This is a genomic window from Brevundimonas sp., from assembly GCF_032055285.1.
Classification (GTDB): Bacteria; Pseudomonadota; Alphaproteobacteria; order Caulobacterales; family Caulobacteraceae; genus Brevundimonas.
Map to the genome: position 1 here is coordinate 281,598 of NZ_DAMBRE010000003.1, position 22,278 is coordinate 303,875.

The 22,278-nt window shown below is 67.4% G+C and carries 21 protein-coding genes; 8 read left to right on the forward strand and 13 right to left on the reverse strand.

The window, feature by feature from the left end; translation table 11 throughout:
• Positions 1 to 5: 5 nt before the first annotated feature.
• Genes RTY13_RS09525 through otsB form a run of 3 tightly spaced genes read right to left on the reverse strand, consistent with a single transcriptional unit; the run spans position 6 to position 3,963 of the window.
• Positions 6 to 1,418: a trehalose-6-phosphate synthase gene (locus RTY13_RS09525; protein WP_312782959.1), complete on the reverse strand. Its 1,413-nt coding sequence runs from the start codon at positions 1,416 to 1,418 to the stop codon at positions 6 to 8.
• Complete coding sequence (locus tag RTY13_RS09530) at positions 1,415 to 3,202, reverse strand: glycoside hydrolase family 15 protein (RefSeq protein WP_312782960.1); 1,788 nt, start codon at positions 3,200 to 3,202, stop codon at positions 1,415 to 1,417. Before RTY13_RS09530 ends, RTY13_RS09525 begins: the two co-directional genes overlap by 4 nt.
• A complete protein-coding gene (gene otsB / locus RTY13_RS09535; RefSeq protein WP_312782962.1) occupies positions 3,199 to 3,963 on the reverse strand; it encodes a trehalose-phosphatase in 765 nt (254 codons plus the stop codon). Before otsB ends, RTY13_RS09530 begins: the two co-directional genes overlap by 4 nt.
• Positions 3,964 to 4,148: 185 nt before the next feature.
• On the opposite strand from otsB, the gene RTY13_RS09540 reads away from it, so the two are divergent.
• From RTY13_RS09540 to RTY13_RS09555, 4 genes are read left to right on the forward strand one after another with little or no spacing between them, the layout of a single operon-like run.
• The gene (locus RTY13_RS09540) at positions 4,149 to 5,141 is read left to right on the forward strand and encodes a KpsF/GutQ family sugar-phosphate isomerase (RefSeq protein ID WP_312782964.1); all 993 of its coding nucleotides are present in this window, start codon (positions 4,149 to 4,151) and stop codon (positions 5,139 to 5,141) included.
• A complete protein-coding gene (locus RTY13_RS09545; RefSeq protein WP_312782966.1) occupies positions 5,141 to 6,412 on the forward strand; it encodes a glycosyltransferase family 1 protein in 1,272 nt (423 codons plus the stop codon). Before RTY13_RS09540 ends, RTY13_RS09545 begins: the two co-directional genes overlap by 1 nt.
• Before the next feature lie 30 nt (positions 6,413 to 6,442).
• Positions 6,443 to 7,591 carry a polysaccharide biosynthesis/export family protein gene (locus tag RTY13_RS09550; RefSeq protein WP_312782968.1) on the forward strand — a complete coding sequence of 383 codons (1,149 nt, stop codon included), beginning with the start codon at positions 6,443 to 6,445 and terminating at the stop codon, positions 7,589 to 7,591.
• A 51-nt stretch (positions 7,592 to 7,642) separates the two neighbouring features.
• The gene (locus tag RTY13_RS09555) at positions 7,643 to 8,113 is read left to right on the forward strand and encodes a hypothetical protein (protein ID WP_312782970.1); all 471 of its coding nucleotides are present in this window, start codon (positions 7,643 to 7,645) and stop codon (positions 8,111 to 8,113) included.
• A gap of 3 nt (positions 8,114 to 8,116) precedes the next feature.
• Here RTY13_RS09555 and RTY13_RS09560 read toward each other — a convergent pair whose 3' ends face one another.
• From RTY13_RS09560 to rpmH, 6 genes are all read right to left on the reverse strand, one after another.
• Entirely contained in the window at positions 8,117 to 9,106 is a 990-nt protein-coding gene (locus RTY13_RS09560; protein WP_312782972.1) for an LLM class flavin-dependent oxidoreductase, read from the reverse strand.
• A gap of 60 nt (positions 9,107 to 9,166) precedes the next feature.
• Positions 9,167 to 9,673, reverse strand: coding sequence for a DUF3617 family protein (locus RTY13_RS09565; protein ID WP_312782973.1), 507 nt, complete (start codon positions 9,671 to 9,673; stop codon positions 9,167 to 9,169).
• Positions 9,674 to 9,745: 72 nt separating this feature from the next.
• Positions 9,746 to 10,417 (reverse strand): ribosome biogenesis GTP-binding protein YihA/YsxC, encoded by a 672-nt coding sequence (yihA, locus tag RTY13_RS09570; protein ID WP_312782975.1) that lies wholly within the window; start codon positions 10,415 to 10,417, stop codon positions 9,746 to 9,748.
• A gap of 4 nt (positions 10,418 to 10,421) precedes the next feature.
• Positions 10,422 to 12,215, reverse strand: coding sequence for a membrane protein insertase YidC (gene yidC / locus RTY13_RS09575; RefSeq protein WP_312782976.1), 1,794 nt, complete (start codon positions 12,213 to 12,215; stop codon positions 10,422 to 10,424).
• 5 nt (positions 12,216 to 12,220) lie between these two features.
• Positions 12,221 to 12,649 (reverse strand): ribonuclease P protein component, encoded by a 429-nt coding sequence (gene rnpA / locus RTY13_RS09580; RefSeq protein WP_312782977.1) that lies wholly within the window; start codon positions 12,647 to 12,649, stop codon positions 12,221 to 12,223.
• Positions 12,650 to 12,682: 33 nt separating this feature from the next.
• Entirely contained in the window at positions 12,683 to 12,817 is a 135-nt protein-coding gene (rpmH, locus tag RTY13_RS09585; RefSeq protein WP_003164000.1) for a 50S ribosomal protein L34, read from the reverse strand.
• 168 nt (positions 12,818 to 12,985) lie between these two features.
• On the opposite strand from rpmH, the gene RTY13_RS09590 reads away from it, so the two are divergent.
• The 3 genes from RTY13_RS09590 to RTY13_RS09600 all read left to right on the forward strand — a co-directional run bounded on the left by RTY13_RS09590 (position 12,986) and on the right by RTY13_RS09600 (position 15,814).
• Positions 12,986 to 13,714, forward strand: a complete 729-nt coding sequence (locus RTY13_RS09590; RefSeq protein ID WP_312782978.1) for a TVP38/TMEM64 family protein — start codon at positions 12,986 to 12,988, stop codon at positions 13,712 to 13,714.
• Positions 13,711 to 15,219 (forward strand): HAMP domain-containing sensor histidine kinase, encoded by a 1,509-nt coding sequence (locus RTY13_RS09595; RefSeq protein ID WP_312782980.1) that lies wholly within the window; start codon positions 13,711 to 13,713, stop codon positions 15,217 to 15,219. Before RTY13_RS09590 ends, RTY13_RS09595 begins: the two co-directional genes overlap by 4 nt.
• A 94-nt stretch (positions 15,220 to 15,313) precedes the next feature.
• On the forward strand, positions 15,314 to 15,814 hold the full coding sequence (locus RTY13_RS09600; RefSeq protein ID WP_312782982.1) for a cell wall hydrolase: 501 nt from the start codon (positions 15,314 to 15,316) through the stop codon (positions 15,812 to 15,814).
• 9 nt (positions 15,815 to 15,823) lie between these two features.
• Here the strand turns inward: RTY13_RS09600 and RTY13_RS09605 are convergent, their stop codons facing one another.
• Positions 15,824 to 16,855, reverse strand: a complete 1,032-nt coding sequence (locus tag RTY13_RS09605; RefSeq protein WP_312782984.1) for an oxidoreductase — start codon at positions 16,853 to 16,855, stop codon at positions 15,824 to 15,826.
• Between the two features lie 5 nt (positions 16,856 to 16,860).
• Complete coding sequence (locus RTY13_RS09610; protein WP_312782986.1) at positions 16,861 to 17,904, reverse strand: ribonucleotide-diphosphate reductase subunit beta; 1,044 nt, start codon at positions 17,902 to 17,904, stop codon at positions 16,861 to 16,863.
• 155 nt (positions 17,905 to 18,059) lie between these two features.
• Between RTY13_RS09610 and RTY13_RS09615 the strand changes: the two genes are divergently transcribed.
• Positions 18,060 to 18,704 carry a glutathione S-transferase family protein gene (locus RTY13_RS09615; RefSeq protein ID WP_312782988.1) on the forward strand — a complete coding sequence of 215 codons (645 nt, stop codon included), beginning with the start codon at positions 18,060 to 18,062 and terminating at the stop codon, positions 18,702 to 18,704.
• On the opposite strand, the gene RTY13_RS09620 is transcribed toward RTY13_RS09615, so the two are convergent.
• Both RTY13_RS09620 and RTY13_RS09625 read right to left on the reverse strand, forming a co-directional pair.
• Positions 18,701 to 20,797, reverse strand: coding sequence for a response regulator (locus tag RTY13_RS09620; protein ID WP_312782990.1), 2,097 nt, complete (start codon positions 20,795 to 20,797; stop codon positions 18,701 to 18,703). The genes RTY13_RS09615 and RTY13_RS09620 overlap by 4 nt on opposite strands.
• Positions 20,798 to 20,916: 119 nt before the next feature.
• Positions 20,917 to 22,236: an acetyl-CoA hydrolase/transferase C-terminal domain-containing protein gene (locus RTY13_RS09625; RefSeq protein WP_312782992.1), complete on the reverse strand. Its 1,320-nt coding sequence runs from the start codon at positions 22,234 to 22,236 to the stop codon at positions 20,917 to 20,919.
• Positions 22,237 to 22,278 lie beyond the last annotated feature (42 nt).

Sequence of the window (22,278 nt, forward strand, 5' to 3'; positions counted from 1 at the left end):
CCCGATCAGACCGCGTCGGCGACCGCCTCGTCATCGGCGCGGATCGCCACCTTTCTGAGCGCACCGACATAGCTGTCGCGCCAGACGGCGACGTCGGTGTCGCGCACCACCTGCATCAACGCCTCCCATTTTCGGATGCGCTCCTTCAGCGGCATGGTCAGGGCCTTCTTGATGGCTTCGGACAGCTCCTCGCGGCTGAAGGGATTGACCAGCAGGGCCTCGCCCATCTGCTCGGCGGCGCCGGCGAAGCGCGACAGGATCAGCACGCCGGGGTCCTCAGGGTTCTGGGCCGCGACATATTCCTTGGCCACCAGGTTCATGCCGTCGCGCAGGGGCGTGACCAGTCCAACCTTGGCCGCACGATAGAGACCGGCCAGCTGGTCCCGGCGAAAGGTGCGGTTCAGATAGCGGATCGGCTGCCAGTCCATGTCGGCATAGGCGCCGTTGATGCGCCCGGCCAGGGCGTCCAGCCGTCCGCGAATGTCCTGATAGGTATCGACATCATCACGAGAGATGGGCGTCACCTGCAGCAGGAAGACCTCGCCGCGCATGGCCGGATTGTCCTCAAGGAACTGCTCGAAGCCCAGCAGCCGCTGCTCCAGCCCCTTGGAATAGTCCAGCCTGTCCACGCCGACGATCATCGAGCGGAAGGCCGCCGAGGCCGCCATGCGGTCATAGGTCTTGCCGCCCAGCACCGAGTCGCGCGCGGCCAGGAAGCCGTCCACGTCGATGCCGATGGGAAAGACACCGCCCTGGACCCGGCGGCCGAAGGCCTCGATCACGTGATCAGGCGACACCCGTCCCCGCGCCTCGACCTCGACGTAGCGTTCGAACAGGCCGAGCCATTCCTGGGTGTGGAAGCCGATCAGGTCGAAGTAAAACATCGACTCCACCAGCCGCCGATGATGCGGCAGGGTCACCAGCAGCTGCCGCGCCGGCCAGGGCGTGTGCAGGAAGAAGCCGATCCGGTTCTTCACGCCCAGGCGGCGCAGGTCCCGCGCCATGGGGATCATGTGATAGTCGTGGATCCAGATGATGTCGTCGGGCCGGATCAACGGCTGCAGCACCTCGGCGAAGCGGCGATTGGTGCGTTCATAGCCCTCGCCATAGGATCGCTCATAGGCGGTCAGGTCGACCCGGTGATGGAACAGGGGCCATAGGGTCTTGTTGGCGTAGCCGTTGTAATATTCGTCGACGTCCTGCGGCTCCAGATCGACGGTGGCGACGGTGACGCCGGCGCGGTCCTCGATGTTCAGCTCGCCGGTGAATTGCTCGACCGTTTCGCCAGACCAGCCGAACCACAGGCCGTCGTATTTCCTCAGCGCCGCCGACAGGGCCATGGCCAGGCCGCCGACCGAACCCGAGGCGGGGTCCTTGGGCGCCGAGACGCGGTTCGAGACGACGATAAGCCGGCTCATCGTGCATCCTGCCACGAGCGGCTGAGCAGGACGGCGCAGTTTATGATCCCGACCAGGGAATAGGTCTGCGGGTAGTTGCCCCACAGTTCGCCGTCCTGAAGCGCGATATCCTCGCTGAGCAGACCCGCATGGGTTCTCCGGCTCAGCATCTCGTCGAAAATAGCCCGCGCCTCCTCGGTGCGCCCGTTCAGATGGAGGGCCTCGATGAACCAGAAGGTGCAGAAGTTGAACGCCGTCTCCGGCTCGCCGAAGTCGTCGGGGTGGATGTAGCGGAACAGATAGGGGCCGCGCTTCAGGTCGCGCTCCACGGCCTCGAAGGTCCGGACCTGACGCGGATCGCGGGCGTCGAGGAAGCCCAGATCGGTCATCTGCAAAAGCGACGCGTCCAACTCGGTCCCGCCGAAGCTGGCGGCGAAGCGGCCCTCGTCCGGCAGATAGGCCTCGGCCTCGATCCGCGCCCGGATCAGACGCGCCCGCTCGTCCCACATCTCGCCGCGCTCGGTCAGGCCCAGATGCCGCGCCGCCTTGGCCAGCCGGTCACAGGCGGCCCAGCACATGACCGAGGAATAGGTGTGAACCCGGGCGATGGTGCGGAACTCCCACAGACCCGCATCGGTCTGATCGTGCATGGAGAAGGCGCGGTCGCCGACCTTTTCCAGGGCGTGGAAGTCGTCGATCGTGCCGGGTCGCAGCATCCGCTCGTCAAAGAAGGCCTGCACCAGGGGCAGGACGATCTGGCCATAGACGTCGTGCTGCAGATGCTCGTGCGCCTGATTGCCGACCCGCACCGGCTTCATGCCGCGATAGCCCTCGACGCTATCGACGACGCGCTCGCCAATGTCGGCCTCCAGGCCCACGCCATAGACGGGCTGGACGTGGCCGCCCTTGGCGTCGTCCACCAGATTGCGCAGATAGCCGAGATAGTTCTCAAGGATGTCCACCGCGCCCAGCCGGTTCAGCGCCCGCACCGTGTAATAGGCGTCGCGCACCCAGCAGAAACGATAGTCCCAGTTGCGCCCGCTCTCGGGGAACTCGGGCACAGAGGTGGTCATGGCGGCGACGATGGCCCCGGTCTCTTCATAGACACAGAGCTTCAGGGTGATGGCGGCGCGGATCACCGCCTCCTGCCAGTCCAGCGGCACATAGAGGGTCCGCGTCCACAGCTTCCAGTGCTGTATGGTCTGGTCCAAGGCCGCCGACACCCCCGCCATCACCGACTGGTCGTAGCCCTCGTCCGGGCCGAGGAAGAAGGCCAGTTCGCCTTCCAGCCGGAAGGTTCGCTCGTTCTGGACATGGGTGACGGGACAGTTGGTGGTCAGCCGCAGCGTCAAGTCGGTGCACAGATAGCGGATGTGGTTGGAGCCCGAGGTCTGCTCGGCCCGGCGCGCGCCCCAATCGGCCGAGGGCCGCAGCCGCACCGTGATGCGCGGCGCCCCCGAGAGGGGCCGCACCACGCGAGCGAAGGCGATGGGCCGATAGATGCGCGAGTGCTTCAGATGGCGCGGCGCGAAGTCGAGGATCTCGACCGAGGCCCCGCGTTCGTCGGTCATGACCGTGCGCAGGACGGCGGTGTTGCGCACATAGGCCTGCTCGATGGACGTCTGATCCGCCAATTCGATGGACCAGAAGCCATGCTCAGGGTCGTCGCCGTCCATCAGGGCCGAAAAGACCGGGTCGCCGTCCACGCGCGGGGCGCAGGCCCAGACGAAACGGCCCGTGCGGTCGATCAGGGCGCTGACCGAGCAGTTGCCGATGGGGGCGAGGTCGAGGTTGGGGCGGCTCATGCGGCGCCTCCTTCAATCTGATCCAACCACTCGAGAACGGCGACGACGTCTTCCAGCCGATAGAGGGCCGCCGTCGGCCGCTCAGGCCCCACCAGGACGCCGAACCCGCCCAGAGCCGCCGCCGCCTCGAAGCCGTGTTCGTCGGTCAGGTCGTCGCCGACCATGACGGGAACCGCGCCGCTGAACGGCGCCTCGGCCATAAAGGCGCTCAGGGCCGCGCCCTTGTCCGTGCCGGGGGTCTTCAGTTCCAGCACCATGGAGCCGGGCTGCAGGGCCAGTCCGGTCTCCTGCGCCAGGGCCGCCGCCAGGGCCAGGGCCTCGGCCGAGACGCCGGGCGCCTGGCGATAGTGCAGACCTGCCGCCAGGGTCTTGTCCTCGACGATCACCCCCGGCCGGTCGGCGGCGAAGGCGTCGAAGGCCGCCACGGCCCGACGCACCGCCGGGTCCGGCGCCCTGTTGGCGAAGGTGCCGTCGCCGCGTCGCCTCTGCAGGCCGTGCACGCCCGAGGCCGCCCGCGCCGCCCCATCGCTGATGCGGTCGATCTCACTGAGCGTCCGCCCGCTGACAATGGCGACGCGCCCCTCCAGCCGATCCGTCAGCCGCCTCAGCACCTCGGTCCGGCGCGCATCCGGCCCCACCGCGTCCGGCGTCGGCGCCAGGGGCGCCAGCACACCGTCCAGATCCAGAAACAGGGCGGGCTTTTTCAGCGCGACGGGCGGATGGGACAGGCGTGGGGCGGTCGCCCCGAATGCAGACGGCATAAGGTCCGGACTCGATTCTTGGCTGTTGTTGAGACGCTCACAACGCACAAGGACCCGGAAGGTTGTCCCTTTCGGTGACAATTCCGTCCCATCCTCGCCATTGTGCGAACAATCCAGATGGGGCAATTCGCGAATGCGCCACGAAGAACCGCCGCAGCGGTCCGGCGTCTCAGGAGCCGATGCCCATGCCCAACACGCTTCACTCGTCGCCCGAGCAGATCGCTGCGATGACGGACCGAGCGCGCGAGGTCGTGCGTCTGAACATCGAGGCGCTTGAGGCGCTGGAGCGCTCCATCGACGTCTCGATCGCCCGCGCCTGCGACATCATCCTGTCGCGCCCCGGCTATCTGGTCGTCACCGGCATGGGCAAATCGGGGCATATCGGCGGCAAGATCGCCGCCACCCTGGCCTCGACCGGCACCAACTCCTTTTTCGTCCACCCGGCGGAGATGAGCCACGGCGACCTGGGCATGCTGCGTCCCGACACCACCCTGCTGGCCATCTCCAACTCGGGCGAGAGCCGCGAACTGCGCGACCCCCTGCTCTATTGCCAGCGCAACGACATTCCGGTCATCGGCATCACCCAGCGGGCCGGCAGCTTCCTGGGCCGCCACTCGGCGGTCAGCCTGACCATGCCCAAGGTGGCCGAGGCCTGCCCCAACGGCCTGGCGCCGACCACCTCGACCCTGATGACCCTGGCCATCGGCGACGCCCTGGCCATGGTGCTGATGGACCGTCGCGGCTTCACCCGGGAAGACTTCGGCCTGCACCACCCTGGGGGCGCCCTGGGCATGAGCCTGCAGAGCGTGCGCGAATGGATGGGCGACAACGCCGCCACCCCGGCCAGCGTGCCGATGGATGCGGACTTCAGCGCCGTGGTCTCGGCGGTGTCGGCGGGCCGAAAGGGCGCGGTCGCGGTCCTGCACTCCGACGGCAGCCTGGCGGGCATGATCACCGACGGCGACATCCGCCGCGCCTTCACCAGCGACATCTCGGCCCTGCGCGCCGAGGACATCATGAGCCGCACCCCCATCACGGTGGATCCCGACGCCCGCATGAGCGACGTGGTCGACCTGCTGAGCGCGAACAAGATCGCCAACCTCTTCGTGGTCGAGAACGACCGACCGGTCGCCATCATCCACATCGCCGAACTGATGCAGGCCGGCTACGTCTCCTGATGAGCCGGGACATCCTCTTTGACGCCAGCCGTCTGCTGAGCCGCACCGACCGCAGCGCCCCCACGGGCGTCGATCGCGTCTGCCTGGCCTATGCCGAATGGCTGGTCGATCACCCTGGCTACCGCATGGTGCCGGTCCGTTCGCGGCACGATCAGTTGGCGGTGGTGGACGACGCCTGGTTCCGTGATTGCATGGTGGAACTGCGCCAGCGCTGGACCGGCGGATCGGGCGCCCGCGCCCTGAACAGCAATGAGCGCCGGCTGTTCGCCGCTCTGGAGGCCGACCGGCCGACCGCCTCGGTGATCGGCGAAGCGCCGGACCCGCACCAGCCCAAGGCGAAAAAGAAGAGTCGCGTCTGGAAACAATATTTCCGCTCGCGTCGGATCGCCGCCCCGCCGCCGGCCAAGCTCTATTTCAACGTCGGACACACCAGCCTGAACACGCCGGACATCCTGGCCGGCCTGGGCGCCCAGGGCATCGAGCGCGTGGTCATGCTGCACGACCTGATCCCGATCACCCATCCCGAGTTCTGCCGCCCCGGCGACGGCGCCAAGCACCGCCGACGCGTCGTGACGGCCCTGCGTCATGCGTCGCGCATCGTTGTCAACTCCCACTACACCGCCCACGAGCTGCTGACCTTCGCCGAGCGGGAAAGGATGCCTGCCCCGCCCATCGACGTCGCCCACCTGGGGCTTGAGCCCATCTTCATGCAGGCTGAGCCCAGCGCCGCGCGGCGCCCCTACTTCGTCCATGTCGGCACGATCGAGGCGCGCAAGAACCTGGCCTTCCTTCTGACCATCTGGCGGCGCCTGCATGAGAAGATGGGCGACCAGGCCCCCCGTCTGGTCCTGATCGGGCGATACGGCTGGGAAAACGAGGCTGTTCTGGACCACCTGCAGCGCTCGCCCAATCTTCAGGGCCTGGTGCACCAGGTCGAGAACCTGCCCGACACCGCCCTGGCCGACCTGATGAGCGGCGCCCAAGCCGTGCTCGCCCCCTCCTCCGTCGAGGGTTTCGATCTGCCCGCCGTCGAAGCCTGCGCGCTCGGCGTGCCTCTGATCGCCTCGGACATACCCGCCCACCGCGAACTGGTGCCGCAGGCGACCCTGATCGATCCGCTCGACGGTCTGGGATGGCTGGAGGCCCTGGAAGCGGCGACACGACAGCGTCCGGTCGCCCCCGCCTACCGCGCACCGACCTGGAAAGCCCATTTCTCCTCGATCGAGGAACAACTGCTGCCCCCTCTGGCGGCGACCGCCTCAGCCGGGTAAGCATTCGGCGAGAAGCAAAGCAGAGCTGCAATGACCCGTACCGCCGCCAGTCTGATGATCGTCGCCCTGCTCGCCGGCTGCTCGACCTTGCCGCGCGACGGACCGTCCGGCTCGGGCGTGGTGAAGCGCGCCAGCACCGCTGAACAGCAGGGCGACTACGCCCTCGTCGATCTCGACTTCGCCATGAGCGAGCGCCTGAAGACCGCACCGTCACGCTCGTTCAGCACCCTGGCCTTGGCGTCCAGCGAAGCGCCGACCGACGTCATCGGCGTCGGCGACACCTTGTCGGTGACCATTTTCGAGCCCAGCGGCAATCTGTTCGGCGGGCGCAGCTCCGGCCAGAACGTCCAGTCGGGCAACCAGTCGCTGCCGCCTCTGGTGGTGGACCGCAACGGCGCGATCCCCGTGCCCTTCGCCGGAAGCGTCGCAGTGCAGGGCCTGACGCCGGCTCAAGCTTCCGCCGCCGTCCGTCGCGCCCTGGTCGGCAAGGTCGGCAATCCCCAGGTCATCGTGACGACCGCGGGCAACACCTCCAACGCCGTCACCGTGCTGGGCGAAGTACGCAACCCCGGTCGTCAGCCGCTCTCGGCCAACCATGACCGCATCCTGGATGTGATCGCCGCCGCGGGCGGGTCGTCGCGTTCGGTCTATGACGTCACCGTCCGCATCCAGCGCGGCGGCCAGACCTATGCCGCGCCGATGTCGATCGTCACGACCGAATTCAATGAGAATGTCCGTCTGCAGCGGGGCGACCAGGTGAACCTGGTCTATCAACCCCGCCGGTTCAGCTCCTTCGGCGCTTTCAACGCCGTGGCGCGCACTGATCTGCCGCCGGGCCCGCTGACCCTGGCCGAGGCCCTGAGCGGCGTCGGCGGCCTGGATTCCAACCTGGCGGACGCCAAGTCGGTGCTGATCTTCCGCTTCGAACGCCCCGAAGTCGCCCAGGCGCTCGGCATCCAGCAGCCGTCCACCCCGCGCGGGGTCCCTGTGGTCTATCGCCTCAACCTGAATGAAGGCTCGGGCTTCTTCATCGCCAGCAACGTCCAGATCGAACCTGACGACGTGATCTACGCCCCGCGTTCGGGCGCAGCTGAAGCCCGCAAATTCTTCGAGTTCGTTCAGAGCGTTACCCGCGTGATCTACGACGTCTCGGTCACCAGCGCGATCAACGTCGACTAGATCGTGTTCGGCCGCTTCGGACGCCGTCAGCCCCAGTCGTCGTCGACAGCTTTGGCGGATGACAAACCCGGGGCGGCAGTCAGCGCTCACGATCTCGTCGAGCTTCTGACGGCGATCGAGACGACGGCCGGAACCGTTTACGGGCGCCACGGCCTGCCGCAACGCCCCGGCCATTACCGTCGCCGCGCCGACGGGGGCGCTTGGGAAGCACTGGGCGACACCCTGTCGCCAGCCGAAAAATGGGCGCTGATCGAGGCTGGCGCCGACGGTGAGCGCTGGCGCTACTGCGCCTATGAGGGCCTGGGCGCCCATTCCGACATTCCCGCCGTCCGGCAGGCCTCGGCGATTCTGGCGGCCTGCCAGGGGCTACGTCAGCGCCTTGCCGACCGGGCGATCATTTCGGCTCAGGACCTGGCCGATTCCATCCGCCTAGGCGAAGCCTGGCGCCGCTTGGCCGAAAACGCCAGCTTTGGCGAGCCCGGAGCGGCGGCCCTGCACTTCCTCCCGCCCGACGAATCCTGAGAGTCAGGCCTGGCCAGCCGCCTGAGACAGAAGTTCGATCGAGCGCACCCGGGCGGCGGGATCCCATATCTGGCTGGTGACCATCAGTTCGTCCGCACCGGTACGGGCGATGAAAGCCTCCGTCTGGGCGCGCACCGTCTCGGGCGAACCGACGGCGGAACAGGCCAGGGCGGCGTCGATCATGCCGCGCGCGGCGCCGTCCAGCCGTTCGTAGTAGCCCTCGACCGGGGCGGGCAGCTTGCCGGGGTGGCCGGTTCTCAGATTGACGAAGGCCTGCTGGACCGAGGTGAACAACAGACGCGCGGCCTCATCCGTCTCGGCGGCGAAGACGTTGTAGCCCAGCATGGCGTAGGGCTTTTCCAGATGCTCGGACGGCCGGAAGGTCTGACGATAGACGTCCAGGGCCCGCATCATCTCGCCGGGCGCGAAATGGCTGGCGAAGGCGTAGGGCAGGCCCAGATGGGCCGCCAGCTGCGCTCCATAGGTCGAAGAACCCAGAATCCAGATCGGCACGGCCTGGCCCTCGCCCGGATTGGCGATGATGCGCTGGTCGGGCGTGGCCGGAGCGAACCACTGCATCAGCTCCATCACATCCTGGGGGAAGGCGTCGACGTCGCCCTGAAGCGTACGGCGTAGCGCCCGCGCCGTGGCCTGGTCCGAACCGGGCGCGCGGCCTAGGCCCAGATCGATGCGGCCGGGATGCAGGGCGTTCAGGGTGCCGAACTGCTCGGCGATGACCAGAGGCGCGTGGTTGGGCAGCATGACGCCGCCGGCGCCGACGCGGATGGTCTTGGTCGCCGCCGCCACCGCGCCAATGACGACCGAGGTCGCGGCGCTGGCGATGCCCGGCATGTTGTGATGCTCGGCCAGCCAGAAGCGCTTGTAGCCCAAGCGCTCGGCGTGGCGGGCCAGGTCGAGGGTGTTGGCCAGCGACTGCGAGACATCGGAGCCTTCCGGCACCGGAGCGAGGTCGAGAATGGAAAGCGGGATCATCCGACCGATATGGGGCCGCTTTTCAGCGGCGCCATACCGGCCGGAACGATAGCGCCGTTCTTAGCCGGCGGGGCAGTCGCCGATGCGCTCGGCGGTCATGGTGACCTTGGTCTCAGCCATCTGCGGCGTGGGCGGCGGGGTCAGCCTGGTGGTCACCTCGGTGACGTAGCGGCTGTTGAAATCGCCGGTGACGCGAATGGTCGAGTCCATCTTCATGGCGCCTGGCAGGGTGCAGGACGTGGCGGCCACCATGGCGTCGCCCTGGCGGGCGAAGGCCTGGGTGGTGCAGTCCGCGCCAGGCTGCTGCGTATTCGCCGGGGGCTCCAGCTTGGCCTCGGTGATGCAGACCTCCTGCGGCGGGATGGTCGCTCCGCCGGGCTGCCCCTCCATGGCGGTCGTCACGCGCCACAGGCCGGGCCGGGGTGCGTCCAGAGCCGCCTCGACCGAACCGGGGACAGCCTTCGCTCCCTCGCCCGCCGGCGCCTCGGTCTTGCTGTCGTTGTTTCCGCAGGCCGACAGGCCCAGCAGGCAGGCGACGGCCGCGCCGCCGATGATGACTGAACGCATGGAGCGCTCCCCTCTGGTTGAAACCGAGGGGTCAACGCCGCTCAAGCGTCGCGGTTCACCCACGCGCCATGTTTAAGTCAGATCGACGCCCGTGGTGCGCATGATCTCGGCGCGCAGTTCGGGGATGCCGAAGCCCTTTTCGGACGAGGTGACCAGCACCGCCGGATAGGCGGCGGGACGCTTGGCGATGGCCTTTAGCGTCGCCGCCTGGACCTTCTCGGCCTCGCCCTTCTTCAGCTTGTCGGCCTTGGTCAGGACGATCTGATAGCTGACGGCGGCCAGATCGAGGGCGTCCAGAGCCTCGTCGTCGACCTTCTTGAGGCCGTGACGGGCGTCGATCAGCAGATAGACCCGCTTCAGCGTCACCCGTCCGCGCAGGTAGTCGCGGCCCAGGTCCTGGAACTTCTTGACCGTGGTCTTGGACGCCTTGGCCCAGCCGTAGCCGGGCAGGTCGACCAGACGCATCCGGCCGTCCAGATCGAAGAAGTTGACCTCGCGCGTGCGGCCCGGCTCGTTCGAGGCGCGCGCCAGCTTGTGCATCCCGACCAGGGCGTTGATCAGGCTGGACTTGCCGACGTTCGAGCGTCCGGCGAACGAGATCTCGGGCAGGTCGGGATCGGGCAGTTGCTCGATCTTGGCGCAGCCCAGGACGAAGGTGGCCTGGCGCGAGAACAGCACGCGCGCGGCCTCGATCTCGGCGTCCGAGTATTCTCCGACCTTGGGCTCGTCCGACGGATATTCCAAACGATCAGGCCTTCTTGAAGCGGGCGAAGAAGGTGTCGATCGGGTTCTCGGCCTTGAAGCGGTGCATGATGACGTACTGCTGCGCGATCGAGAGGATGTTGTTCCAGGCCCAGTAGATCAGCAGGCCGGCCGCGAACGGGGCCATGATGAAGGTGAAGATGAAGGGCAGGAAGGCGAAGATCTGACGCTGCATCGGATCCTGAGCCGGCGGGTTCATCGACTGCTGCAGCCACATGGTCAGGCCATAGACGATCGGCAGGACGCCGAGGTGCAGCGGGCCGTTCAGCAGGCTGCCGACCAGAGGCAGGGTCGCCGGGTCCCACGGAATGGCGCCGAACAGGTTCCAGATCGTCGACGGGTCGCGCGCCGACAGGTCGCGGATCCAGCCAAAGAAGGGCGCGTGACGCATTTCGATGGTGACGAACAATACCTTGTACAGGGCGTAGAAGACCGGGATCTGCACGAGGATGGGCAGGCAGCCCGCCAGGGGATTGATCTTCTCCCGCTGATACAGGGCCATCGTCTCCTGCTGCTGCTTCTGCGGGTCGTCCTTAAATTTCTTTTTGATCTCCTCCATCTTGGGCTGGAGGGTCCGCATCTTGGACAGGCTCTCGTAGGACTTGTTGGCCAGGGGGAACATGACCAGCTTGACCACGACGGTCAGGGCCAGGATGGCCAGGCCGAAGTTGCCCAAGACGCCGTAGAAGAATTCCACGATCATGAAGATCGGGCGCGTCAGGAAGAAGAGGTGCCCCCAGTCGATGGCGTAGATGAAGCGCGGCACGCCCAGGCTCTTTTCATAACCGGCCAGGATCTCGTTGCGCTTGACGCCCGCGAACAGACGCTGGGTCTCTTCGATCTGGCGGCCCGGCTGGATGGTGCGGGTGGCGCCCAGCATGGCGGCTTCGTGGACGTTCAGGCCCTCGGCGTCGCGAACCGAGAAGCGGCCCTCGATCTTTTCCTTCTGGTCCGGGATGAGGGCGGCCATCCAGTACTTGTCGGTGATGCCCAGCCAGCCGCCGGTCGACTCGTTCTCGATGCGCGGCTTCTTGGCCCAGTCCTTGTACTTGACCTGCTCGGTCGTGAACTTGCCGTCCGCGCCGAAGGTGCCGATGGCGCCTTCGTGCAGAATCATCTGCTTGCCCAGGTCAGCCGGCACGCCCTGGCGCTCGACGCGGCCGTAGGGGGCGATGGTGATGGCCTGGTCGCTCAGGTTGGCGACGGTGTCGGTGACGGTGAAGACGTACTGGGCGTCGACCGCGATGACCCGCGTGAAGCGCAGGCCCGCGCCATTATCCCAGGTCAGCTCGACCGGGGTGGTCTGGGTCAAGGTCGCGCCCTTGGTCAGGCTCCAGACCGTGTTCGGACCGGGGACGCCGCCGGGGACGTTGGGGCCGCTCCAGCCGAACTGGGCGAAGTAGGCGTGCTCCATGCCCTGCGGGCGGAACAGTTCGACCGGGGGCGAATTCCTGTCCAGGGTTTCCTTGTAGTCGGTCAGGTACAGGTCATCGATGCGCGCGCCCTGCAGCGACAGCGAACCCTTCAAGGTGCCCGTCTGGATCGGCACGCGGGCGACCTTGCCCAGGGCCTGAACACGGTCGGTGACGAAGGCGGCGGGCGCGGCCGAGCCCGAGGTCAGGCCGGCGTCCGTCGCGGCGGCCTTCTCCTCGGCGGCGACGACCTGCTGCTGGCGGCGCATCTCGGCCTGCGGGCGCATCACCATGAAGTAGTACACAATCATGATCACGAACGCGCACGCGAAGAAGATGATGGTGTTGCGCGAATTCTCGTTCTTCATCGGGGTCAGCGGTCCTGGCCGGAGGGGCGCGAATCGTCAGAGGCGCGGGCGGTCGATTTCACCTCGTCTCCCATATCGGGAGCCGCGCGCGGGGTTGCGAGCCTTGTAAGGGCCGATTTCACATCGTCAAGCAGACGGTCCCAATCGCGGTCCGCCGTGCCCATGCGAGCGATGAACACATAGTCGCAGCCGGGGCGCCCGTGCAGGGGCGCCAACAGGCGTGCAGCCTCGCGCAGGCGGCGTTTGCAGCGGTTGCGGACAACCGCACCGCCCACCTTGCGCGTGGCGGTGAAGCCCAGGCCAATGGCGGGATTGCCGTCGCGTCGATCCAGTTGCTGGACCACCACGGCGCCGCGAGCCTGAGAAACACCTTTGGCGGCCGCCAGAAACTGGGGCCGCCGTGTCAGGCGATCGATTTTCATCGGATCGGTCATGCGCCCGCCCTGAAGGGTAATGGGCGCGTGACGTTAGGCCGTCAGGCGCTTACGGCCTTTGGCGCGGCGACGCGCAACAATCTTTTGACCGTTCTTGGTGGCCATCCGCGAACGGAAGCCGTGACGGCGCTTGCGCACGAGTCGCGACGGCTGATAGGTCCGCTTCACGTTCGGCTCCAGGGCTACAGGGTTGCACAACGGACAACAGTCATCCGCTGCAGGAGGCGGGCGTATAAGCGGCGACGACGGACGAGTCAACGCCGACAAGCGATCTGAAACCCCGCAACCTGCCTGAAACCGCTAGAGAAGCTGGGCCACGTCGGTTACGGAGCAGGGATGAACCGGGTCAAACGATTTCTGCCCCTCGCCGTCCTGCTGGCGGCGATCGCGCTGATCTTCGGCATGGGATGGAATCGCTACCTGTCGCTGGACACCCTGCGCGAGCACGGCGCGGCCTTTCAGGCCCTGGCGGACGAGCACTATGTCTTGATGCTTCTGGCCCTGATGCTGGTCTTCGCCCTGCTGACGGCCAGCGTGGTGCCAGGCGTGGTCTTCATCACCGTGACGGCCGGCTATCTGTTCGGCCCCTGGGTCGGGGGCGTGGCCACGGCCTTCGCCGCCACCATCGGCGCCCTGGCCGTCTATTACGTGGGCCGCACGGCGCTCGGCGAATCCCTGCGCCGTCGCGCGGCCCAGGACACCGGCCTGCTGAACAAGGTCTGCGCGGGCGTGGACAGGAACACCTTCTGGTACGTCCTGGTGGCGCGTCTGGTGGTGTCGGTGCCCTTCCACCTCATCAATGTGGCGGCGGGCGTCATGGCGGCCCCGCTGCGGCCCTATATGATCGCCACCTTCATCGGCCTGCTGCCGGCCCACATCATCTATTGCTGGATCGGGGCCGGGTTGAACGACATTCTGGTCGATGACCCCAATCCGAACCTGCAGAGCCTGTTCGCCGAGTTCATGTGGCCGCTGCTCGGCGTGGCCTTCCTGTCGATGTTGCTGCCCCTGACGCTCAAATTGGTGCAGAAATGGCGGGCTCGGCACGGCATGGACGCCGCATGACGGAACGGAACGCGATCGAGACCCGGCTGCCCCTACGCCCCCGCGACGAGACGGGCCTGACCGCGCGCCTGCGGACGGCGCGCCTGCCGGAACGCCTGCCTGACGTCTGGCGCGAGCGCCTGACGCCGCGCGCCCCCGACGGCCTGTCCAGCCGGCTGCTGCTGCTGACCGTGGCCTTCACCCTGGCCGTCGCCGCCCTCATCATCGTACCCAGCGCCGCCTCCTTCCAGGAGCGCTGGCTGATGGACCGGCTGCAGGCCGCCGAACTGGCCTCGGTCGGGGTCGAGGCCCTGCCCTATTCCGCCGTCGAGGATTCCACCGCCGAACAGCTGCTGAGCATCGGCGGGGTCCAGTCCGTGGTCGTCGGCGAGCAGGGCGTGCGTCGTCTGCTGCTGCAGGCGCCCAACCTGCCGCGCACGCCCGACCTGATCGACCTGCGCCAGCGCAATGTCGGCGCCCGGCTGCTGGACCCGTGGAAGACCCTGTTCGGCCACCCCGACCGCTCGCTGCGGGTTCAGGCCAAGCCCCGCTATCGCTCGGGCGACTTCATCGAGATCCTTGCCCCGGCTCAGCCGCTGAAGACCGAGCTGAAGAGCTTCCTGCTGAACAGCCTGACCATGTCCCTGCTGATCGCGGTGGTTGCAGGCGGCCTGCTCTACGCCTCCCTCTCCTTCCTGGTTCTGGCCCCGCTTCGCCGCGTGACACGCTCGATCGAGCGCTTCGCCGCCGACCCCGAAAGTCCTGCCGAGACGCCGTCGGACCGCAAGGACGAGATCGGCCGGGTCGAACGCGAACTGGCGCGGATGCAGGAGGAAGTGCGCCAGTCCCTGCGTTCGCGCGCCCGCCTGGTGGCCCTGGGCGAGGCGGTGGCCAAGATCAACCACGACCTGCGCAACATGCTGACCTCGGCCCAGATGGCGTCCGAGCGCCTGTCCAGCTCGTCCGACCCCCTGGTGGCCAAGGCCCTGCCCCGGCTTGAGCGCGCGCTCGGCCGCGCCGCCGCCCTGGCGCGCAATGTGCTGGAATACGGCAAGTCCGAAGAGGCCGCGCCGCAGCTGCAGAAGATGCTGCTGGCCCGCGTCGTCGCCGTCGCCGCCGAGGATGCGGGACTGGAGGACGATGGGGTGCGCCTGATCCGCGACCTGCCCCCCCGCTTCACCGTCAACGCCGACAGCGACCAACTGCATCGCATTCTGGTCAATCTGATGCGCAATGCCCGCCAGGCCATCGAGAGCGATCCGGCGCGTGAAAGAAAGGGCCAGATCACCGTCCGCGCCGAGGCCCGAGACGGCGTGATCGCCGTGCGCGTCATCGACGACGGCCCAGGCATTCCCGAGCGTTTGGCCGGACGCCTGTTCGAGCCCTTCGTCAGCGGCCGCGCGTCGGAGGGCACCGGCCTGGGCCTGACCATCTCACGCGAACTGGCGGCCAACCACGGCGGCGAGCTGCGCCTGCTGGACACCGGCCCGGAGGGCACGACCTTCGAGCTGTGCCTGCCCGCCTGAAACAAGGGCAGCCATTTGCCCGCCGGAGCGTTGTTTGTCCGGATTGGAAAGGCCAAGCTTCTATCCAGCCTCATTTGTTCGGCAAGGACAGACCATGACCCAAACCGCTCACCGCGCCGTACTGCTTGCAGCCTGCCTCAGCGCGCTCATGACGGCGCCGACATCGGCCCAGACCCCAAAGCCCTCCAAGCCCGTCCAGGCCATCCAAACCGCCCCCGCCGACCCGGTTGGCGACCTGCTACGAAGCCAGGGCGAGCGTTACCATCGCGCCCCGGACTCGTCCCAGGACCCCGACGAACTGCGCCGCACCCAGGCCCTCAACGCCGAGATCACGGCCCAGAACGATCTGGCCGAAAATGAGGATCGCGCCAACGCCGCCGCCCACGCCAAGGCTCAGGCCCGATATCAGGCGGAACTGGAAACCGCCGAAGCCGAGGCCCGCGCGACCCGCGAACGGCACGAGGCCGACCTGCGGACCGCCGCTGAAGCCCAGGCCGCCTATGACCGTCAGATGGCGGACTGGCGCGCCACCGTGGCCGCCTGCGAGCGCGGCGACCGCGCCCGCTGCAACGCCGGGCGTCAGACCCCGAACTAGGCCGCCGCGCTAGAGCGCGATCTCGGCCCGGCGTTCGGCGCTGAGCAGGCCCGCTTCCAGCACCTCCATCACGGCCACGGCCTCGGACGGCGGGACCGGATTGGGCGCCCGGTCGCGGATGGCGCGGGCCACGGCCGAGTAATAGACGGGATAGTCGCCGGGCCGTTCCGCCACGGCCTCGCGTGCACCGGTCGCACCGTCCACGACGACGCCGGGGCGAGGATCGACACCCCAGCCCGCAGCACCGGGCGTCCAATCCGACTTCAGCTGGTCTTCCTGAACGTCCAGCCCGGTCTTGAGCCAACTGGCGCGCGCGCCATGGACGGCGAAACGGGCCTCGGGCGCAGGCGTCATCATGTCGGCGTGCAGGATGACCCGCTTGTCGGCATAGCGCAGCACGGCGTGGGCGTAGTCGGCAGCGCGACCGCCGGGGCGCAGGTTGGCCAAATCGCAGCTCACGCCCAGCGGCCGTCCGAACAGGACCAGGGCCTGATCGATCAGATGCGGCCCCAGATCATACCAGAGGCCCGCCCCCGGCCCGTCGCCTTCACGCCATCGGTCGCGCACCTCGGGCCGATAGCGGTTGAAGCTGCTCGCGAAACGCACCACCGGCCCCAGCCGATCCTCAGCGATCAGGGCCTGCACGGTCAGGAAGTCGGCGTCCCAGCGTCGGTTATGGAAGACGGACAACAGCAGGCCGCGCGCCTCTGCGAGGGCCGCCAGCCGACGCGCCTCGGCGGCGGTCAGGGTGAAGGGCTTGTCGACCACCACCGCCTTGCCGGCCTTCAACGCCGCCTCAGCCTGAGCCGCGTGCAGGTCGTTAGGCGTGGCCAGGACGATCAGGTCGATGGCGGGATCGGCCAGCGCCTGATCATACGAGGCCAGCCCACGCACCCCAGGCCAGGCGTCGGCCACAGCCTCGGCCTGACGGCTGACCACCGCCGACAGACGCAGGTCCGGGCAGGCGGCGATCAGCGGGGCATGAAAGGTCCGCCCGGCATAGCCGAACCCGACCAGCGCCGCGCGAACCGGAGAGGTCACGGAGATCAGCCCTCGGCGGTCTCGCGGCGCTTCATCATGGCGTCGAAGCTGTCCCAGACGCCGTCGGCGCCGTGCCACGACCCTTGCGTCGCGGCCTTGGAATATTCGGTGGCGCGGGCCTCGAAGAAGTTGGCGTGCTCGACGCCCGACAGCAGCGACTGCAGCCAGGGCAGCGGGTTTTCCGTCACGCCGTAAACTTCCGGCAGTTGCAGTTGCCGCAGGCGCCAGTCGGCGATGAAGCGGATGTACTGCTTGATGTCGTCCGGCGTCATGCCGTTCACCGGGCCCATTTCGAAGGCCAGGTCGATGAACTTGTCCTCCATCTCGACCACGGTCCTGCAGCAGTCGACGATGTCGTCGGCCACGGCCTTGGTGACGGCGCCCGTCTCCTTGTTGAAGGCGTGGTACAGCTTGATGATGCCTTCGCAGTGCAGGCTCTCGTCGCGCACCGACCAGCTGACGATCTGACCCATGCCCTTCATCTTCGACTGGCGCGGGAAGTTCATCAGCATGGCGAAGCTGGCGAACAGCTGCAGGCCCTCAGAGAAGCCCCCGAACATGGCGAGCGTCCGGCAGATGTCGGCGTCCGTCTCGACCCCGAACTGGCCCATGAAGTCATGCTTGTCACGCATGGCCTCGTATTCCATGAAGGCGCCGAACTCGCTCTCGGGCATGCCGATGGTTTCGAGCAGCAGGGCGTAGGCCGCGATATGGATGGTCTCCATATTGGCGAAGGAGGCCAGCATCATCTTCACTTCGGTCGGTTTGAAGACCCGACCGTAGCGCTCCATGTAGTTGTCCTGGACCTCGATGTCGGCCTGGGTGAAGAAGCGGAAGATCTGCGTCAGCAGGTTGCGCTCGCTGTCGGTCAGGCTGGTGGCCCAGTCCTTGACGTCCTCGCCCAGCGGCACCTCTTCGGGCATCCAGTGGACCTGCTGCTGCTTCTTCCACATGTCGAAGGCCCACGGATAGCGGAAGGGCTTGTAGGCGGCCGAAGGGGTCAGCAGTCCGGCCGTTCCGGGGCGGATGATCGAGGCGTGGGCGTTCATCAAAATGACCTGAAGCGAATCCGGGAGAAGTGAGTTTCACCATGCGGCCCGGCGCGCGCGGCGCCAAGTCGGAATACGCCTATCTTGCGATCACATTTTCATCTGACCGCTAGATGTGGTGGTCGAAGACGAATCAGATGGGGAGAAGCCTGGGGATGAACATCACGCTTTACGGCGCCGCCGGCTCGGGATCGGTCCCGGTCGAGGCGGCCATGAGCCTGATCGGGCTGGACTATCGCGTCATCGAGGCCGTGACCTGGGAGGGCGAGACGGAGCGCGACAAGGTCGCCGCCGTCAACCCGATGCGCCAGATCCCCGCCCTGATCACGCCAGGTGGCGAAACCCTGACCGAAAGCGCCGCCATCCTGATCTGGCTGGCCGACAGCCATCCCGAAGCCCGCCTGGCCCCAAAGCTGGACGACCCGCGCCGGGCCCAATTCCTGCGCTGGATGACCTTCATTCCCGCCGCCATCTACTCGATGTTCTGGGTGCGCGACGTGCCGTCGCGACTGGTCGGAGAGGACAAGGCGGCGCAAGAAGAGGTGAAGCGGCGCACCGCCGAACGCATCGCCGAATGCTGGCGCGTGATGGACGGCCAGATCGAGCCGGGCCGCTTCCTGCTGGGCGACGACCCGAGCGTGCTCGACCTCTATGTCGCCGTCGCCAGCCGCTGGACGCCGCGCCGGGCGCGCTTCTATGTCGAGGCGCCGCGCATGGCAGAGGTCGTGCGTCGGGTCGACGCCCTGCCCTCATTGCAGACTTTCTGGGCCGCCCGCTTCCCGTTCGAGGACGAGACCTAGGCCGCTTGCTCCATGCGGGTGGCCGCCGCCTGCATGGCCTGGTCGATGGCGGCATAGAGCCGGACATGGGTGATCGGCTTGGCCAGGTGGCCGTCCATGCCGGCCTTGCGGCAACGCACGGCGTCCTCGGGCATGGCGTCGGCGGTCACGGCCAGGATCGGGGCGGACGAAACGGGCATGGCCAGAGCGCGAATCCGCTCCGTCGCCGCAAGGCCGTCGAGATGCGGCATCCGCACATCCATCAGGATCAGGTCGAAGTCGCCCTCCCTGGCGCGCTGAACCGCCTCCAGACCATCGGTCGCCTCGACCGTCTCGCAATCAGCCGCAGCCAGCATCAGCCGCATCATCTCGCGGTTCACCGGATGATCATCGACGATCAGCACCCGCATGGCGCGCTCCACGTCGCTCGGAACCGGCTCCGCCTGCTCGACCATGGTCGCCAGGGGAATGCTGAACGTAAAGGTCGATCCCGCGCCCGGCGTGCTGACCACGTCGATACGCCCGCCCATGCGCCGTACCTGGGCCAGGGCCAACGGCAAGCCCACGCCGGCCCCCATATGCTCGCGACGCAGCGAATCATCACTCTGTGCAAAAGCGTCGAAAAGCCGGGGCATGAAGGCGGGGTCGATTCCGCACCCCGTGTCGGAAACGACGACGGTCAAGTTCACACCGTCATGGGCGGCCGTGACGCGCACCTCGCCGCGGTCCGTGAACTTGACCGCGTTGGAGATCAGATGATGCAGAACCTGGCGCAGGCGACGGCGGTCCCCGCTGAAGACTCCCAGAGCCGCCGGCTCCACGTCGAAATACAACGGCAGCCCCTTGGCCTCGGCGTTGATGCGCGCCGGCGCCGCCGCCTCATGCAAAAGTTCCGCCACGGTCAAGCGCTCGCTGGCGATCTCCTCGCCGCCGCGCGAGAACTCCAGCACGTCCTCAACCAGCATCAGCATGGCTTCGCCGGATCGACTGATCGCCTCTACCTGCGGCATGACCTCGGGCGACAGATCTCTGCGCCGCGACAGGAGGTCGGCGTAGCCGGCGATGCCGTTCAAGGGGGTGCGCATCTCGTGGCTCATGAGGGCCAGGAAGCGGGATTTGGCGGCGTCGGAACGCTCCGCCCGCGCCTGGGCCTCGATGGCTGCGGCGTGCTTCGCCTGCAGTCGCTCCACCAATCGACTCCTCTGGCTCATCAGCGTGCTGAGCGGCAGGGCCGTGAGCACGGTCACCAGAAGAAAGACGTAGTAGGCGCCCATCTGGCGCATCCGCAGCGGCACGCTCGCCAACTCGGCCACGTCAGGAACCGCCGCCAGCATAATGGGGCCATGGCCGGTCAGGGTGCCGATCCCGCTGATCAGCGTCACTACGATCAGGGCCAATGCCGTCCATGGCGGCGACAGGCGAAAGGCGATCAGCATCAGCGGCGGCAGGACCGCAAAGGCCATGGCGGCCGGCTGGCTGAAGACCCAGGCGGTGACCGCCCCCAGCAGAAGGAACAGGGCCGCCGCCTCGGCGACGCCCGCCGTACTTGCCGCTCGATCCAGACTGAAGCGATGGATCCGCGCCAGCAACAAGAGGGTCGGCGTGACGATCAACAGACCCAGCAGCTCCATGCCGAACATGTGTTGCCACACGAATCCGGCCATGACGGGCGTATAGCCCCGCACCCAGGTTCCCAGCCCGACGGCGACTGTGGTGCTGAGCATGACCGCAGGCGCCGCCGCCAGAAGGGCGAAGGCGAACAGTCGCCGCGGACGCCGCATGTCCAGAGCCGCGCCACCGAGGCGACGCGCCAACAGACCGGCCACCAGAACCTGGCCGAGGTTCAGCGCCACATTGGCCCAGAGAAAGGGCGGGTTGTCGCCGCGCAGGACGTTGCTGCCGAGGTTCAGCAGAGCGCAGGCCAAGAGGACGGCGATCGCCTGACGCCGTCGCAGTTGCAACAAGGCGGCCAGCATGACGCCGTTGGCGGGCCAGACGATCACGGCCTGAAAGGTTTCAGTACTCCATTGGCCGAGTAGAAGACAGATGACGAACAGAAGGACATAGGCGACCGGGGGCGGCCCCGCCTCTCGTCCTGCGTCATGGCGAAACAACCGCCAGCGTCCTGCCATGCTCGAACCTCGCCCCATCCCCGCACTGATCGTGGGGGCCAAGTGTAAAAAAATCCTGTTCTTCGGGCTGCGCGAAATCGCTTAGGACAAAGGTCTAGGGCCTAGATCAGGCCCATACTCCGCGCTTCTCCTGCCAGATATTCACGGAACTGAGGCGCGGCTAGGCCGATCAAGGCGTGGGCGCGTTGATCCACCGTCAGACCCCGCAGATTGACCCAGCCGTGCTCGGTGACGACGATCTGGACGTCATTGCGCGGCGTGGTCACCGGCCCGTCCAGCCGGGCGACGATGCGCGAGGCCGTCCCCTTGGCCGCCGTCGAATGACAGGCGATGATCGACCGACCGCCCGCCGACGCCGAGGCGCCGCGCACGAAGTCCAGCTGGCCGCCCGCCGCCGTATACTGCCGCCCGTTCAGGTATTCCGAACAGCAGGCGCCGAAGAGATCGACCTGCAAGGTGGCGTTGACCGACACCATCTTGTCGTTGCGGGCGATGACGGCGGGGTCGTTCACATAATCGACCGGATGCGCCTCCAGCGCAGGGTTCTCGTGCAGGAACTCGTAGGTCGAGCGGTCGCCCATGGCGAAGGTGAAGACCGTCTTGCCCGGATGCAGGCTCTTCTTGGCGTTGGTGACGACCCCGGCGCGCATCAACTCGACCAGGCCCGGCGTCAGCAGTTCGGTGTGGATGCCCAGATCGACATGGTCATGCAGGGCGGCGCAGACCGCGTCCGGCAAGGCGCCTATGCCCATCTGCAAGGTCGAACCGTTCTCGATCAGACCGGCGATGAGGCCGCCGATGACCAGATCCTGCGGCTGCTGCGGCGCCTTGCCCGCCTCCAGCAGGGGCGCGGCGTGTTCGACAAGGGCCGTGACCTGGGACACATGGACCCGGCAGTCGCCGAACACGCGCGGCATGTGCGGATTGACCTCCAGGATCACCCGCTCGGCCGTCATCGACGCCGCCAGGGCGTAGTCGGTGTTGGTGCCGAAGCTGAAGAATCCGTCGGCGTCCATCGGCGAGACGGTGGCCAGCAGAGTGTCGACCCCGATCTCGCGCGTCAGGACCTTGGGCGTCTGCTGGAAACCGGTCGGGATGAACCAGACGGCCCGGCGGCCTTCCTCGATCCCGCGCGCCTCCAGCCTCCGCTCGATGGCGCCGTGGAACAGGCTGTGGGGACGCAGGCGGTCGGTCAGTTCGTAGCGCAGCACCGTCTCGCCCGCGATGGCGGTGGACAGCAGATAGTAGATATTGACGTCGCCGACCTCTCTCGCCTCGGCCCGGTCGGCCAGGGCCTTCAGCAGGGCCGGCGGCTGGCCGACGCCGAGCGCCATGGCCACCTTGGCCCCGGAAGGAACCAGGGCCGCGGCGGCGGCAGGCGTGGTCAGGCGCTGGGCGTAATGCGTGGCGTGATCGGTCATGGCGTTTCCTCGAACGGCCGTTCGGCTCTCTTCGATCCGTTA

Coding starts and splice junctions, on each gene's coding strand:
- RTY13_RS09545 (WP_312782966.1), top strand. CDS start 5,141: ATGAGCCGGGACATCCTCTTTGACGCCAGCCGTCTGCTGAGCCGCACC.
- RTY13_RS09525 (WP_312782959.1), bottom strand. CDS start 1,418: ATGAGCCGGCTTATCGTCGTCTCGAACCGCGTCTCGGCGCCCAAGGAC.
- RTY13_RS09625 (WP_312782992.1), bottom strand. CDS start 22,236: ATGACCGATCACGCCACGCATTACGCCCAGCGCCTGACCACGCCTGCC.
- RTY13_RS09590 (WP_312782978.1), top strand. CDS start 12,986: ATGAACCGGGTCAAACGATTTCTGCCCCTCGCCGTCCTGCTGGCGGCG.
- RTY13_RS09540 (WP_312782964.1), top strand. CDS start 4,149: ATGCCCAACACGCTTCACTCGTCGCCCGAGCAGATCGCTGCGATGACG.
- otsB (WP_312782962.1), bottom strand. CDS start 3,963: ATGCCGTCTGCATTCGGGGCGACCGCCCCACGCCTGTCCCATCCGCCC.
- RTY13_RS09530 (WP_312782960.1), bottom strand. CDS start 3,202: ATGAGCCGCCCCAACCTCGACCTCGCCCCCATCGGCAACTGCTCGGTC.
- RTY13_RS09565 (WP_312782973.1), bottom strand. CDS start 9,673: ATGCGTTCAGTCATCATCGGCGGCGCGGCCGTCGCCTGCCTGCTGGGC.
- RTY13_RS09615 (WP_312782988.1), top strand. CDS start 18,060: ATGAACATCACGCTTTACGGCGCCGCCGGCTCGGGATCGGTCCCGGTC.
- RTY13_RS09600 (WP_312782982.1), top strand. CDS start 15,314: ATGACCCAAACCGCTCACCGCGCCGTACTGCTTGCAGCCTGCCTCAGC.
- rnpA (WP_312782977.1), bottom strand. CDS start 12,649: ATGACCGATCCGATGAAAATCGATCGCCTGACACGGCGGCCCCAGTTT.
- RTY13_RS09610 (WP_312782986.1), bottom strand. CDS start 17,904: ATGAACGCCCACGCCTCGATCATCCGCCCCGGAACGGCCGGACTGCTG.
- RTY13_RS09595 (WP_312782980.1), top strand. CDS start 13,711: ATGACGGAACGGAACGCGATCGAGACCCGGCTGCCCCTACGCCCCCGC.
- RTY13_RS09560 (WP_312782972.1), bottom strand. CDS start 9,106: ATGATCCCGCTTTCCATTCTCGACCTCGCTCCGGTGCCGGAAGGCTCC.
- RTY13_RS09550 (WP_312782968.1), top strand. CDS start 6,443: ATGACCCGTACCGCCGCCAGTCTGATGATCGTCGCCCTGCTCGCCGGC.
- yidC (WP_312782976.1), bottom strand. CDS start 12,215: ATGAAGAACGAGAATTCGCGCAACACCATCATCTTCTTCGCGTGCGCG.